The 15,437-nt window shown below is 36.1% G+C and carries 15 protein-coding genes; 6 read left to right on the forward strand and 9 right to left on the reverse strand.

The window, feature by feature from the left end; genetic code table 11:
* Positions 1–123: 123 nt before the first annotated feature.
* A complete protein-coding gene (locus JCM9140_RS03930) occupies positions 124–1,119 on the reverse strand; it encodes a zinc-binding dehydrogenase (RefSeq protein WP_034742620.1) in 996 nt (331 codons plus the stop codon).
* A gap of 297 nt (positions 1,120–1,416) precedes the next feature.
* On the opposite strand from JCM9140_RS03930, the gene JCM9140_RS03935 reads away from it, so the two are divergent.
* Complete coding sequence (locus JCM9140_RS03935; RefSeq protein WP_034742623.1) at positions 1,417–2,313, forward strand: cupin domain-containing protein; 897 nt, start codon at positions 1,417–1,419, stop codon at positions 2,311–2,313.
* A 77-nt stretch (positions 2,314–2,390) separates the two neighbouring features.
* Here JCM9140_RS03935 and JCM9140_RS03940 read toward each other — a convergent pair whose 3' ends face one another.
* The 5 genes from JCM9140_RS03940 to cls form a co-directional block, all read right to left on the reverse strand.
* Complete coding sequence (locus tag JCM9140_RS03940) at positions 2,391–2,990, reverse strand: polysaccharide deacetylase family protein (RefSeq protein ID WP_034742626.1); 600 nt, start codon at positions 2,988–2,990, stop codon at positions 2,391–2,393.
* A 167-nt stretch (positions 2,991–3,157) separates the two neighbouring features.
* Complete coding sequence (locus JCM9140_RS22305) at positions 3,158–4,384, reverse strand: GGDEF domain-containing protein (RefSeq protein WP_052002047.1); 1,227 nt, start codon at positions 4,382–4,384, stop codon at positions 3,158–3,160.
* 174 nt (positions 4,385–4,558) lie between these two features.
* Positions 4,559–5,410 carry a putative beta-lysine N-acetyltransferase gene (ablB, locus tag JCM9140_RS03950; RefSeq protein WP_034742629.1) on the reverse strand — a complete coding sequence of 284 codons (852 nt, stop codon included), beginning with the start codon at positions 5,408–5,410 and terminating at the stop codon, positions 4,559–4,561.
* Positions 5,411–5,429: 19 nt separating this feature from the next.
* Positions 5,430–6,824, reverse strand: coding sequence for a sigma-54 interaction domain-containing protein (locus tag JCM9140_RS03955; RefSeq protein WP_034742631.1), 1,395 nt, complete (start codon positions 6,822–6,824; stop codon positions 5,430–5,432).
* A gap of 86 nt (positions 6,825–6,910) precedes the next feature.
* A complete protein-coding gene (cls, locus tag JCM9140_RS03960; RefSeq protein WP_034742633.1) occupies positions 6,911–8,356 on the reverse strand; it encodes a cardiolipin synthase in 1,446 nt (481 codons plus the stop codon).
* Between the two features lie 159 nt (positions 8,357–8,515).
* On the opposite strand from cls, the gene JCM9140_RS03965 reads away from it, so the two are divergent.
* Entirely contained in the window at positions 8,516–9,151 is a 636-nt protein-coding gene (locus JCM9140_RS03965; RefSeq protein WP_235715272.1) for a M50 family metallopeptidase, read from the forward strand.
* 57 nt (positions 9,152–9,208) lie between these two features.
* Here the strand turns inward: JCM9140_RS03965 and JCM9140_RS03970 are convergent, their stop codons facing one another.
* On the reverse strand, positions 9,209–9,781 hold the full coding sequence (locus JCM9140_RS03970; RefSeq protein WP_034742639.1) for a nitroreductase family protein: 573 nt from the start codon (positions 9,779–9,781) through the stop codon (positions 9,209–9,211).
* A 222-nt stretch (positions 9,782–10,003) separates the two neighbouring features.
* Here JCM9140_RS03970 and JCM9140_RS03975 point away from each other — a divergent pair, with 222 nt between their 5' ends.
* Genes JCM9140_RS03975 through yxiS form a run of 4 tightly spaced genes read left to right on the forward strand, consistent with a single transcriptional unit; the run spans position 10,004 to position 12,356 of the window.
* Entirely contained in the window at positions 10,004–11,332 is a 1,329-nt protein-coding gene (locus tag JCM9140_RS03975; RefSeq protein WP_034742642.1) for a hypothetical protein, read from the forward strand.
* Between the two features lie 19 nt (positions 11,333–11,351).
* The gene (locus JCM9140_RS03980) at positions 11,352–11,609 is read left to right on the forward strand and encodes a hypothetical protein (protein WP_034742645.1); all 258 of its coding nucleotides are present in this window, start codon (positions 11,352–11,354) and stop codon (positions 11,607–11,609) included.
* A gap of 47 nt (positions 11,610–11,656) precedes the next feature.
* Complete coding sequence (locus JCM9140_RS03985) at positions 11,657–12,043, forward strand: hypothetical protein (RefSeq protein ID WP_156314751.1); 387 nt, start codon at positions 11,657–11,659, stop codon at positions 12,041–12,043.
* A 13-nt stretch (positions 12,044–12,056) separates the two neighbouring features.
* A complete protein-coding gene (yxiS, locus tag JCM9140_RS03990) occupies positions 12,057–12,356 on the forward strand; it encodes a protein YxiS (protein WP_034742652.1) in 300 nt (99 codons plus the stop codon).
* A 64-nt stretch (positions 12,357–12,420) separates the two neighbouring features.
* On the opposite strand, the gene JCM9140_RS03995 is transcribed toward yxiS, so the two are convergent.
* Positions 12,421–12,615, reverse strand: coding sequence for a hypothetical protein (locus JCM9140_RS03995; RefSeq protein WP_034742655.1), 195 nt, complete (start codon positions 12,613–12,615; stop codon positions 12,421–12,423).
* Between the two features lie 62 nt (positions 12,616–12,677).
* A complete protein-coding gene (locus JCM9140_RS04000; protein WP_034742657.1) occupies positions 12,678–15,260 on the reverse strand; it encodes a DEAD/DEAH box helicase in 2,583 nt (860 codons plus the stop codon).
* Between the last annotated feature and the right edge of the window lie 177 nt (positions 15,261–15,437).

The raw sequence follows: 15,437 nt of genomic DNA on the forward strand, positions 1-15,437 counted from the left end.
GATCAAGAATTTTCTATACAAAAGAAATAAGCCGCCTCATAACGATTCACCCTATTCAATCTGTAAAAGACTGAAGTCTTTGATTGGGTCTTCGTTACTAAGACAGCATCTTTGATTTACACCCTATTTGATTAAAAAGCCAATTTTCCCTAACTGCTCTGCTGCTTCAAGTCGTTGAAACGCTTCTTCGTAATGACTTAATGGGACCATTTGATCAAGAACAGGACGAATTTTATGGACTTGGATGAACTCAAGCATTTCCTTAAATTCCTCTGCGCTCCCCATGGTCGAACCCAGAAGGTTTAACTGTCCGTAAAAAAATTGGCGAATGTTTATATGAATTTCATCTCCTGCGGATGCTCCAAATGTTACCATCGTTCCACCAGGTCGAACTTGACTAAGTGATTTGTTAAATGTTGCTGCACCAACTGATTCAACCACTAAGTCCATTTTCTCTCCATCTAACTCAAGACTCCAATCAATTGCATGGCTATCAATGGCATAGTCAGCGCCAAGAGCAATCGCTTTATCCCGTTTCTCCTTAGAACGTGAAGTTACGTAAACGTTAGCACCTACCGCTTTCGCAAATTGTAATAGAAATGTTGCAACACCACTTCCAATCCCTGGTATAAGCACTTTCATATGTGGTTGTATATTCCCTCTCGAAAACAAAACACGATAAGCTGTTAATGCTGCTAATGGCAATACACCTGCTTCTTCCCAAGTTAAGTAATCTGGTTTTGTTTCTATGTTTTTTGCTGGAACGACAATGGATTCAGCAAACGTTCCATGAAAAGGATGCCCAATTATTTCAAACCCTTCCGGAGGTGCATCACTTGTTTGATCCCACCCTAGCCCAGGATTTACGATAACAGGGTCACCAACTTGAACGTGTTGCACCCCTTCACCAACTGATTCAATAACACCAGCTCCATCAGAACCGATAATGAGTGGTGGTTCGGTAGAGGAGTGCCGATGGAGCACAAATAAATCACGATGATTTAATCCAGCTGTTTTTAACTTCACTCTTACTTCCCCTGCTTTTGGCTGAAGCTCTTCCATTTCACGATAGCTTAAACCGTCAGTTCCTATTTTCCCTTCATGAACAACTGCTTTCATTGCTATCACTCCTTTATACGGTTTTCACTTGAATGAAGTTATCATTAAAAATAATTCCTATCATTTTTGTCTATGATTAGTAGGAACCATTATAACACATAGAGAAAGGCTAAATATGTCATAAATTACATATAAAAAGGTATTCGTTCATCTACCATTGCTATAGCGTGACTTTTGCTAAGTGAATAGGCAGGAGTTCAACTAGAATAATAGGCTTGCTCTACAACTTTAGGTTGAGTACATTCTAAAAACACTAGGCATATGATAATTTCATAAAAGTTGAAAGGAATGAACAACATGTATCATCATGTGCCTAAATTAAGTACACACCCTGAACATACTAACCGTAGTAGTGGAAATCATCCTGGCAATAGACAAAATCAACAATTGGAACAGATTTTTTCTAGTATCCAAAGAGAAGCTTCAGCAATTAACCTTTATAGACAATTAGCTAATGTCGCACCAAATCAGCAACACAAAAAGGATATTCTTCAAGCACTAGAAGTACGAAAAGCTCATCTAAAACAATTTACTAACCTTTATATGTATTTTTGCGGAAGGCAACCTGAGTATCGAGTTAATAATATCCCTATTCTTGGCTACTACGAAGGATTGCAAAGTGCTTATAAAGGAGAAGTAGAAGATTATGAAGAATATCATAGATATTATTCGCAAACAGAAGATCGTTACATGCAAAATGTATTTTTATGGGCGTTACAAGGGGAACAGATAAATATCTCCAAGTTAAACTCAATCCTAGAAGATGAAACTCGTCAGCTGATGGACTATGGATCCGAGCCTTTTGTGATCGATATAGAGAAAGCTACAAAACAAAACAACACATTTCGAACTGCCTTATGGACAGGTGAGCATTTACAATTGACTTTAATGAGTATAAATATAAATGAAGATATAGGCTTAGAGGTCCATCCGCATCTAGATCAATTTCTCCGTATTGAAGAGGGCCAAGGACTCGTGCAAATGGGCGATCACAAAGACCAACTAGATTTCCAAGCAGAAGTCTTTGATGATTATTCCATTTTTGTGCCTGCTGGTAAATGGCACAATTTAACCAATACTGGTAATAAGCCAATCAAACTTTATTCTATCTATGCCCCACCAGAACATCCATATGGAACCGTTCACCAAACGAAAGCAGAGGCAATGGCTGCGGAAGAAGATCAGTACCACTGAGGAAAATGCTTGCTTAACAAAAAAGGTTATCCAAAAAGGGTGAAAACCCTTCTTAGACAACCTTTTTATCTGGATATTTAAAATACACTAAAAGAAAACCCTTTCTTCCTTATACTCCTAATGAGTAAAGGTAAAACCTCAAGAGTCTGAATGCGTTCATGCAGCAAAATAATAGCCCCATCATCAAGATGTTCAACTACATTATGAACGATTTGATTAGGCTGAGTCTTTAATTCCCAATCAAATGAAGTGACACTCCACATGACCGTCTGTAAATTTAAGCTTGAAGTTATTTCCAATGTATGCTCATTGTACTGACCGAATGGCGGTCGAAAAAAACGTACTGGTTGTTTCGTTACATGCTCAATTGTGCGGATGCTTGTCTCGATCTGTGCCCTTTGTTGTTCCGTACTTAATTTTACTAAGTTGCGATGCCTGTTCGCATGCGATCCAATGATATGCCCTTCTTGTAACGCACGTTTCCAAGGTCTTTTATGGTGAAGCATACGAGCTTCCCAAAAAAACACAGCTGGCACTTGCTCTTCCTTTAAAACATCTAAGAAGTCATCAAGATGTTTACTAGGACCGTCATCAAAGGTTAATACGACGGTTTTCTTCTTTGTTCCACTTAGTTGACTTAGGTTTGTAATAACTCGTGTATCCTTTGTGTTGTACACAACACGATCTGTAATGACTCATGGACTTTTTAACATGTTTCTATTCACCTCTCGCATTTCAAACTCACCTGTTTCCTACATAAGGTTACTTAACCCCATTAACCTTTCACTCCACTGCAATCAAGTCTAGGTATGGTCGGTGCTAATGTACGTACTAAAGCTAATTTTCAGCTTACTTCAAACCGGTTTCGCCCATTTTGTTTTGCTTTATACAGAGTTTCATCAGCTGCTATCATTAATTGTTCAACATCTTCGACTGATTGTACACATGCAATAGCAGCCCCTATGCTAACTGTAACAACATCATGACATAGAGAAAAGTTGTGGGCAATCCTACTTTTAAGCACTGAGTTTCTTATTTTTCCCCCTAACTCTACTACATCTCGTTTCTCTTGATCAAAAATAGCTACAACAAATTCTTCCCCACCAAAACGAGCACTAAAGCTTACGGCTGGATCGATACATGCATGAATGTTCTGTGCGACCATTTGAATAACATGATCCCCTTCTATATGCCCATAATGATCATTAAACAACTTAAAATAATCTATATCAAGCATAAGGATAGCTAAGGTTCGTGAACGTTTATCATCATGTAACGCATTATTAATATAGGATTGAAAGCCTCTTCGATTTGGTATTTTAGTTAATTCGTCTATTAATGTTAATTGGTGTAAGCTCACATTGGCTTGTTGCAATTGATTATTTATTTTTTCATTTTCTTCTATTTTCTTCGCTAACTCTTTATTTTTTTCCATTAAGAGCATTTTGCTATAAAAAGCACTCACATGACTTCGGTATAACATTCTCGAAGCAAGCCAACAAAAGAACAAAAATACTAATAGATTAACGTAATGTCCGAATAAGACCTCAGTGGAAGATTGAAAAAACGGTAAACCAATTACCAGAACGATAGTTGGCAATGAGTACAATGTGAGGATCGTTCGGTTTGAAGCATGAAACAAAACGGATACACACATAAAATTAATAGCAAATACCATTACATGCCCGTATTCTTTCTGATCCCAAAGGGTAACTACTGTCCCCCATAGTAAAAAGAAAGAAACAAATCCTAATACACCCGCTTGAAACCATTTTCCCTCTTTTTCTGTTAATCTCTCTTTTTTTTCAAATAGAAAAATATAAAATAGCAATAGAAAACTAAAGACAACCAAAGTGATGTAGAAAATAAGATACGGATTAATAAAACTTGTATTCGAGGAGTATGTGGCAAGCACATTCAATGCAATTAAAATCATTTCAAAAAGAATTACAAGTTTAGCAAACAACTTACATCGTTGTACATTCTCATGGAATAGATAGTCCTTTAACAGCTTTTGCTTTTCCTCTGTTATATCCAAAGTTGAAAACAGAGAAGAATCTAGTAATTTCATATTTGACATCCTTATTCATTTTTCGCGGTTTTTATAATGTAATATCATTATATATGTTCCATTCAAGCTTTTCATCTTCTTATTCAGAATAATTTATAAATGTTACACAGGCTCTCCTTTTACTAAAAAGAAAGCGATGCTTATTAAAAAGCATCGCTCGTTAATTAAATAGGCTTACGAACTTGACAAGTCCTTGACCCATACATTCATATCTTCTAACTTGTCATAAATATAACAATTGTTTCTAAGTCTTCCCTTATAATGATACCCAAGTTGAAAAAAAGCTGCGTTCATGCCAAATGATAATGAACGGGCAATGGAAAAAGCACAATAAATATGATCATTGCGTAATTCTTCTTCTAATTTTACAAGTAATTTCTTCATCAAGCCAAACTTTCTATGTTCTGGAAGAGTGGCACAATCAGTCATTTCAGCATTATGATCAGTCTTATTTACGTCAGCTGAAGCCGCACTAACAATGTCTTGATTGTACTCAACAATATAAAAAATGGATCCATTCTTCATCACTTTTTTTATATACTCTGGATCATTCATAGGCGTTGGATAAATGTCAAACACGTGATCATATAGCATCGCAAGCTTTGTTGCATCCGATTTGGTTGCCTTTCTAAATTTATATTGATCTGGTGCGCTCTTTTGTTCAACCGTCCTCCCTTTTTGATAAACTGATCGTAATATTTCATCTTCCTTAATCCAATGAACACTCGTTCTTCGCTCAACTGTTTTGTACAACGCCATCGTATATTGGTCATGACCATTGTTATACGCCTCGAAAATGGCCTCTAGTTCAAATCCATAAGAAAGCAACTGTTTCCAATCTTCTGGTTTTGAATGAAAGAGAATTTTAGAAAATGAATGTTCCGCGACCATCGTTGAAATTCTTGTCATAATGTCATCAATGTTGCCACGATATTGGTCAACGCGTAATCTTTCATTAAAATAATCTAAAAATACAGTTGCCATATAGGTGGATCCTTTTAAAGTCTTTGTTTCTGGAAGTTGCATAACTCATGCTCCTTTCCGTTCATCGATTCAAAGAGATCTGGTGCTTTTTTATCTTGTATTGCAGTGTCTGTCTAGGGACATCTAATAATTGGGCAGCATGAAACACATTGTAATTACACTGCTGTAAAGCATGTATGATCATCGAAACTTCTACCTCTTTTAACGTTGCTTTAAGTGAGTTTCCTCGATAGCTTTGTCGTTCTTTTTTTGCTTTTAAGTAAACAGGAAGGTGTTCCACTAACAAAACATCTCCCTCCACCATATTCATAGCAAATTCAATTGCGTGCTCAAGTTCTCGAACATTTCCTGGCCAATTATGTGTTTGAAGTACCTTTATAACTAGTGGATCAATTGACAAAACCAATTTACCAAATAAAAAGTTATATTTTTTAACAAAGTGGTCCGCTAAAAGAGGAACATCGTCTAGTCGATTTCGAAGTGGAGGAATTTCTATAAAAAAGACATTGAAGCGATAATATAAATCAGCTCGTAATTGATTCTTTTCAATGCAAGTTAAAGGGTGTTCATTCATCGCCACAATCATTCGTACGTCGACTGCATACGAGTTTGTTCCGCCTATACGACGTATAATACCATCTTCGACAACTCGTAAAAGCTTTGTTTGAAACTCAAGCGACATTGTATTGATTTCATCCAAAAAAAGGGTACCAGTGTGGGCCAGCTCGAATAAACCAACTCGATCAACAGCACCAGTAAAACTGCCTTTCTTCGTTCCAAACAACGTACTTTCTAATAATGATGAAGGCAAGGTTGCACAATTTTGAGCAATAAACGGTTGATCTCTTCTTCTTGATGCTTGATGTATCGCTTGGATGAGCAATTCTTTTCCAGTACCTGTTTCACCAAAGATCAGAACGGGTGAAGACGTCGACGCTGCTTTTCTTGCAAGTTCCTTTACTTTTATCATGTCATCGTTGTTGGTAACAATGTCATCCAAGCCATACTTTGTTCCATGAATGGCAACTGGTTTTGACTTTTGGTGATGAACTTTTGCTTGAAGGTCCATCAAGGATTGGGAAAGGTTTCTTACCGTCGTTAAATCTTTAGCGATCTCGACCGCCCCAATTAGTTGTTCCCCGACTTTAATCGGTAATGTTGTGTTAACCGTATCAATTAATTGTCCTTTAATGTTTTTATATGTTTGCGATTGTTGAATAATCGGATTTCCACTTTTTATTACTTTAAGCAAAGTACTAGATTCTTTGTTAAGAGAAGGGAATACGTCTAATACATGTTTACCTAGGACATCTTCAATCGTTGTACCGTCGTTCTTTGCAGCAACATCATTGTAATAAATCGTAATTCCCTCGGCATTGACGACATGAATCGCTTCATCAATACTACCTAAAATGGCTTCTAGCATCTGTTTCGTTTCAAAAGGCTTTAGAAACATGTAAGAGCACCTCCCTTACAGTTCTATTCGTATTTAAGGCTCTTTTCACATAGATTGTTACTTGTAAAATCGATTAAACTCCTATTTTAAAGAATAGGAGAAAGTAATCTTGAAACTGATTCTTTAAATCGAATTTTTAATGATCTTTGTTCGTACTGGTCAAGCGTTAATTCCCTCGAATGTTCCATGTCAGTATGAAAGATTTCAGTCAGTTTTGTCACTTCCTTATCTGAATACAAAAAGGCATTCACTTCAAAATTAAGCCTGAAGCTTCGAACATCAATATTAGCCGTACCAACTGATCCAATCGCATCATCTGAGACAATGGTTTTACAGTGAAGAAAGCCATTTTCATAGATGTAGACTTTTGCACCAATTTTAAGTAATTCACCGATATTCGAATAAGTCGCCCAATATACAAAAGGATGATCTGGTTTATTCGGGATCATTATACGAACATCCAAACCTGAAAAACAAGCAATTTTCAAAGCGTCCAAAAGACTTTCATCCGGAATAAAATAGGGCGATTGAATATAAACGTAGCGTTTTGCTGATAAAATCATTTTAATATATGCCTTTTTTATTTGCTCGAGTTGAGAGTCTGGACCGCTCGAGACTATTTGAATTCCATACTGGCCATATTCCTTTTTAAATGGAACTCTAAATTCGTTAATTAATAACTCCTTTTTTGCTGCTTGATTCCAATCTTGAATAAATCGTGTTTGAATATTATTTACAGCATCACCGAGAATTCGTAAGTGTGTATCTCGCCAGTAACCAAATCTTTCGTTTAAACCAAGATATTCATCACCAACATTAAATCCCCCAATGTAGCCTATTTCTCCATCAATAATGGCCAGCTTCCGGTGATTTCTAAAATTTATCGTTAAGTTAATGAGAGGTATTCTAGAAGGGAAGAAAGCTTCTACCTCTCCTCCAGCAGATTTAATTTTTTGTACAAAAGTTTTGCTTAATTGTCGAGAGCCCAAATCATCAAAAAGGAGCCGAACCGAGACGCCTTCGCTTGCTTTTTTTGCTAATAGATCTGCTAGTTTGTTGCCTAGTTCATCGTCGCGAATAATGTAGTATAAAATATGTATATGTTTCTCTGCTTGCTCTATATCCGTTAATAATGTCCGAAACTTTTCTTTTCCATCGATAAACACATCAACTTTGTTATTTTGAGTAAGAAGGGCCGCATTGTGAGTTAAATTCATAATAATAAAATCTTTATATTTGTTGATCGCAGCATCTTCTATGTTGACTCGATTATCACGAAATGTGGTTAATTGTTCTGTAACCATTCTCTTTAATAAATGGTAGCTCTTTTCATCCCATCTAAATAACTTTGATCGACTTAAATTACGACCAAATATAATGTATAAGAAAAAACCGACTAATGGTAAAAACGTTAACACTAGCACCCACATCCAAATAGAACTTACATTTCTTCGTTCTAAGAAAATGATCATTGCTGCGAGGGCTGTGTTTAAACTAAAGATCAATGAGACAATGATAGTGGTATAACTCATTATAAAGCCTCCAAAAAAGGATTAATGTTACATTACTAGGATAACATGTTTCCTATTTTTGTCTATTTTGCTTGTTATTCATACGGTGTCTTTGTATTATTTTATGAATGATTCAGCTTGGATAAAATAGATAACATAGGGGGGATAAAATTGAATGAAATGTACATTTATTTAATAGTCGCTATACTCATTTCCCTTGTCCCAGTCATTCGTTCAATGTTTGGAACGATTCATACGTTAGTCCATGAAAGCGGGCATGCTCTTGCAGCGCTCATAACAAGCGGGAAGGTGTATGCCATTTCTTTATATAAAACAACTGACGGGCTTGCAATCACATCCTCTAAGTCTAAGGTTCGCTCCATTTTTGTCTCTTATGCAGGATATACATTTGCTACGATCGTTGCCTACTTCAGTTTTTATTTTATTTCAACTGGAGAGACGCTTTTTTTATTTTATTTTTTTCTAGGGCTAGCAACAGTAAACTTATTATTATGGGTAAGGAACGTTTTTGGTGTATTTTGGTTATTGCTCTATGTTGGTGGTTGCGGATTATTAATACATTTTCAGTTTTCAGCAATGAAACAAGTTCTTGTATACATATTGGCAAGTGTGATTCTAGTGCAATCTGTATTCGCATCATGGACTGTTTTTTTGTTAAGTATGAAAAGCTCGGGGAATGCAGGAGATGCTACTGGATTGCAAAAACTAACCCACATCCCAGCCTTTATTTGGGGATTTCTCTTTTTTGCTCAATCATTATGGGGAACGTATTATATACTCCGTTACTTCATTTAACGATGTTTATCCTTCATCAAAAGTACGCTTTAGCTTTTAATGAAGGATAAGTGCGTTTTACGAATCAAGCCACTTTGTATAATTTTGAAATGGTGTCTTTTTTACTTTTGGCGTTTTCATATTTGGATAACCGATGTAAAGAAAAGCTAGTAACTCTCCTTTTTCCGTTAGTTGAAAAAACTGTTTTACTTTTTCCTCATAACAGATCGGACCTGTTCTCCATATTGCCCCTAACCCAAGGCCATGTGCAGCTAGAAGCATGTTTTGAATGGCACTGTTTACAGCTGCATATTCCTCTTTAACTATCACGTTCTTCTTTGAGCTCGGTTCAACGGCAACACCTATCACAACTGGAGCTCTAAGTGGGTTCGATTCGATTCGTTTGATTTTTTTTTGATTTTCCTCTGACGCTGCATCTTCCATGTTTTCTTGCGTGATTTCAGCAAAAACTTCTCCTAACCGATTTCTAGCGTTCCCTCTTAGTACAAAAAACCTCCAAGGCTCTGTTCGAAAATGATTTGGTGCGTACGTAGCTGCCTCAAGAATTTTTTCGATTTTTTCATCTGGGACTGGATCTTCTTTTACAAGTCCAATTGTCCTTCTCGTATATATCGCTTCAAAAATGTCCAAATCAACTCATTCTCCTTTCTAATCTTTTGCCATCTTTCATTCATATCAAATCAAAATCTGTCTTATTACTCATCTTTGTCGAATCCCATCATTTTTCTTTACGTTCCTCTTTCATCATTTTAGAATAGAGGGTACAATGAATTTCTTTACAGTTTTGTAAAAAAGGAGATGGATATTACGCAACAACCATTTTTTACGCGAATATTAGGAGTTCTCTGCTATGTGACAACACTTTTGTTCTTGATCGAATCGTTTATACCGAGTAACTTCTTAAAAAGTACATATAGTTTGTTTTCTGCTATCCTTCTTTTTGCTGCCTTATTTTACTTAACTCGAATCAATCGAATTATTGTCCTTCTGCTCTTATTTAGCGGTTCTATTTTGCTAGTAGTTGAAAACAGTAGTTGGCAATTTGCTCTTCTAGGGTTTGGCGAAAATGCCAATTTGCTTTCTTTGTTTTTACTCATTCCTCTTATTGGTACGTTTATGTCTACAGCTGGATATTTGACAGCTTTAAAAGAGAAAGTACAAGAAAGACAAGAAACAGTTGGTCAACACCCTTATCGACTTAGTTTCTTTTTAACGGCAACAATGAGCATACTTTTAAATTTCGGATCTATGGCGATTGTGAAAAGAATTGCTGATGAAAGCTTCTCTCATTTTCAACATAACGTTTTGACTTTAACCATTATGCGCGGGTTTGCCACTTCTATGCTCTGGTCACCTTATTTTGTAAATGTTGGACTCGTATTGGTTTTGTTTGACATTACGTGGTTGGATATTGGAGGCTATGGTCTTTTTCTAGCATGTATATATATTGGAATCTGCATCTTAATGTTTAAAAGAATCTCATTTGATGATGACCCAGTCATTGAACGAAAGCAAAACGATGTAAAAAGTCGAGTCTCCTCTTCTCTTTATGAATTTATTGCATTTTGTATCGTTCTTATTTCTTTATCGTTTTTGTTCGATTACGTATTACCCGTACAGATGTTAACCGTTGTTTCATTATTAGCGGTTGTCCTACCACTTTGTTGGGCACTATCCACACGCATCCTTGGACAATATCTCCATGATGTAATTTTACAAATGGAGTCTTCTTTTGTACGGTTAAAAAATGAACTAGCTGTTTTTATTAGTGCTGGTTTTCTCGGCATGGCCATGACACTTACGGAAATAGGGGACCATTTATCGATATTATTATTTGAAATTTCCTTTGGTTCCGTATTTTTGATCAGTGTATTTTTAATTATCTTCACGACTCTTTTAGCGCAAATCGGCATCCATCCTGTTATTATTTTGATAGGGATTGGAAGTGCCTTATCACCAAGTCAATTTGGTGTAAGCCCAGAATATTTAGCTTTAGTCCTATTAATTGCATGGACCGTCTCAACTCAACTGTCACCATTTTCAGGTCAAGTGCTTATGGCAGCTAAGCTTATGGATAAACCTGCAAGAACAATCGTAAGACAAAATCTCTTATTTGTCTGTATTGTGGGGGTCGCATTAACTTTAGCCATTTATGTTTTTTATCTTTTAGGATGGTTATAACAACAGGAAGGAATGAATTATGGAAAGCAAGGCACACAAACACCTTAAGACACAAGCTCTCTACTGGCTAAAAGGAAAAATGACTGATTTATGTGCAAATGAAGTAAAACTTTTTGTGCATAGGAAACGATTTAAGGCAGATGCAGTCGGCATCAATCTTAAGAGAAAAGAAGTCCGGATTATCGAGGTAAAAGTTACTCGTTCTGACTTCCTAAGGGATGATGTTCTTCATTCAGATTATGCTACCACCAAGTGGCTGATTACGCCTATCTACTAACGCCTAAAGGATTACTGAAACTTGATGAAATCCCTAAAGGCTATGGCTTGTTAGAAATTGATGAGTTTGATTCAATTACGGTTATTAAAAACCCTAGTAGAAATCAAACACCCAAACTTTCCCTTGATACATTCATAAAGAGAACAGGACGTGCAGCAACAAATGCCGTATTGTTTCAAGAATTATCAAAAGAAACAAAAGATAAAACAGGAGGAGCTTTTTCTAGAGGCGCGACGATACAATTAATTAGCGCAACCTGCCCCAGTTGTAAAAAAAGAAAAAAATACCTAATTCAAATCGATCAAAAAGAAGTTTTATGTGAAGGTCGAGGCTGTAAAACAGAGATCCCTCTTTCGAAAGCACGAACACATATCATTACTTCATACAACAAAAATTTCGTCAAGAAAATCAATAAACTTATGGAAAATGAATAGAGGAGATAAACCAATGAATCAGAAAGAAGTAGAAAACAAAGTAATTAGTAATTTCCAGCGTGATGAGCATATGATGATTCTTGTCTTTGCTCAGTGGTGTGTAAACAACCGTTTAGATCCAAAACATGTGTACCTTCAAGCATATCCAACACAAGCAGATAATCCCGCCTTGCAGCAAGCTCTAGAATTAACGGTGCCGAAAGACGAATCTGAAACAATTGCCGATGAGACGGTATTAGGAGTGTTATCTCTATTTGGAAATGATGATTTAGCCTGCGTTGTTTCAGAGGTAATTGAAAAACGAAACAAGTAAAAAGAAGGGTATAGAAGAGATTGATGCCTCTTTTATACCCTTCTCTTTATAAAATCAAAAATGGTTACTCCTCATAATTAGCCTCGAGCGAGTTAGAATTTCTTTTTAAATAAAACAATAATCCTACATAGATTACATTAGCTACTACGGTAAAAAGAAGGACTTCCATAAGATAATCAAGTCCTGTAAAAATACTCCCAATGAACAGACCATTTACAAAGAAGAAACCTAATAACGTTAATACCTTTTTCTCACTCATCTTACAACACCCCTTTTTCTATATCTTATTTAAAGGCTATTTTTCAAAACAATACTGTATTTTCATCTATAATGCTTACGATTTCGATATCCTCCACGTTCTCTTTGGCGATAACGCGATTTATGGCATGCATCACACATTGTAAATTCATGGTCCCAAGCCATTGTTTTCCCACAATATTTGCATACTTTCGTTAAGTTTCTTACATCATTTTTAAGAAAGTCATGTACGCCATCGCTAATTTCTTCACGTATTCGTTCCCAATAGAGAGCTTCGGTTCTTCGTTCTAAGCGGTATAAAAACAGAAGATGTAAACCAATTGATTTATACGACAATTCTAGTTCTTCAAGTGAACCTCTCACAATTTGAGGTTCAGGTAGGTCCTCTCCTCTTACGATTGCGATCATTTTTTCTTGCCACTGTTCAGTTAAGCCAGGTTCTTTAGACGAAAAAGGCAGGTGCAAAAAGCCGTATAAATCCATCATCGATAGCCGTCCTTCGATCTCTGTTCCTCTAATGGATTCGTATAATTCCTTTTCTTCAGAAAGACTCGCTTTTTTTGTTCCTTGAGGGCTTTCAAACTTATCCCAAAGTTCAAAAAACGTGCCTAAATCTCGATAATATTTTTGAAACCGTTCAAATACTGAATTTGTCGGAGCGATCGCAAAGGTTTGAATGGATTCATCTTCTTGCTGAAGCAAATGCCTCATGATTTTAATATCACTAACAAATGCAACCTTTCCAACATCATAAATGCCTTTACGGCCAGCTCGACCTGCAATTTGTTTGATTTCTTGTGAAGTTAGTCTTCTCCTCCTCGTTCCATCAAACTTTTCATTTTCTAAAAAGGCTATTCTTCTAATCGGTAAATTTAATCCCATACCGATTGCATCGGTTGACACAATAACATTTGTTTCACCATCAATAAAACGTTGCATTTGTTTTTTTCTCGTTTCTGGAGGCATGCTTCCGTATATCATGCTGACAGAATGTCCATTTTTTTGAAGCTGTGAAGCTGTTTCCAGCACTCTCCTTCTAGAAAAACAAACTAACGCATCACCTTTTTTCGTGTGACTCATTTTAAATTCTTTTCTTTCCACCTTGAGTGGAATCGTTCGCTTATAGTCATGTATTTCAATATTCTCCGAATCTCCAAGTAATTGACGAACCATCAATTCTGCATTGCGACTACCAATAATGTGAACTTCATTTGCATTTGCCTTTGTTACAGCTTTATACCAAGAAAATCCACGATCTTTATCAGCAATCATTTGAGCTTCATCAATCACAATTACCTCATAAAATTCTTTCTCATGAAACATCTCTACTGTACAGGAAGTATGTCTAGCATCGTTGACAACTTTTTCTTCCTCACCTGTTTTAAGCGTACACGGAACTCCTTCAGCATTTAATTTGTCATACACTTCTAATGCTAACAAACGTAGTGGAGCTAAGTACAAGCCACTTGAGGCCTTCTTCATTTTCTCAAGAGCATGATAGGTTTTCCCTGTATTGGTCTCACCAATGTGTAACACGTAACGAATGTTTCTACCAGCTGATGGTCTATATTCACGGGAAAAAATATCATCCAAAATCCGAGCTTCTTCTTCCAGCCTTCGCTTTTCCTCGGCTTCTTCTTCAGCTTTTTTTCGTTCCCGTTCTTTTAAGTCCTCATCATAAATCTTCATATGCTTCTCCACATCAAATGGAATGTCTGCAAGGCTTAAAAGGTCATCAAGTAGCTCCGATTGAATGCTAGACAAAAAGCGCTTTTCCCAATATGGAAGATACGGTTTAACCAAAATACTGATTTTTGTTTCCGTTAAACGTTCATTAAATACTTTTTTATATTGTTCATGAAGTTCTTCAGGCAATTGTTCAAAAACAAGCCTACTAACGTACAATCGAAGTTTCTCGTTAATAAAGCGTTGGTAAACAAAAAGATATCTTTCATATTCCCAATAGTAAGCTTTCTGAACCGCTCCTGTTAATTCATCAAAAAATTTCGCTACGGTAAAGTAATCTTCAGGGCGAAAAGGACCTAAATCTTCAAGCTCTTCTTCAATACGAAACGTCTCAATTTTTCGATATTTCCTTTTTTCTTTAAAATCGAAGGCTAATTGTTGACTGACACGATGTCGAATATAAAGGTAAAACGAATGCTGTTTTGTTTCAAAGATGTTCTGCAGAACCTTTTCGATTTGTAATTCAACACGTTTTCTCTCTGTGGCAAGTTGCTCTTCTTCTTGTCTCTTCAATAAGTTTCTCTTAGCTACTTGAAACATTTCTTCCCATTCACGCTCTTGGCCTTTAAAATGCTCTTTTAACCAGTTGATCACATCAAACGGCTGGTACTTTCTAATTTCATTTCTAAACAGACGATTGATTACTTTTTTATCTACCCCGTCAACTTCATACTTTCTTTCCGTAAGAAAAGCTTTCTTTTCTCTCTTTGGAACATCATTCGTCGCTTTATTTAACCAAACATTGATCCAAATTTGCTCTACATAGTTATGACGCTCTTCAATGTATTGCTCATACGTACCACTTTTGTCCCGTTCTTCTAAATACTTTTCAATATCCTCCATTATTTTTCTTTTTGTATGTTCAACTGCTTGCGGATAAACAGTAACTAGTTTATTCATAGCAAACTCCTTCAAAAGTGTGACGTGACATCATTAAATATCTCATTTTAAAATTAACTTATGGTTATGATTTAGTTTATGCTGGAATACCTAATGTAATCAAATCTAAACCTTTACAGTTTTTAACTTAATTGTAACATTTACTTCACAAGAAAAAAGACTAAACGCATCACGTCT

The sequence above is a fragment of the Halalkalibacter wakoensis JCM 9140 genome (assembly GCF_000513095.1).
Lineage (GTDB): Bacteria > Bacillota > Bacilli > Bacillales > Bacillaceae_D > Halalkalibacter > Halalkalibacter wakoensis.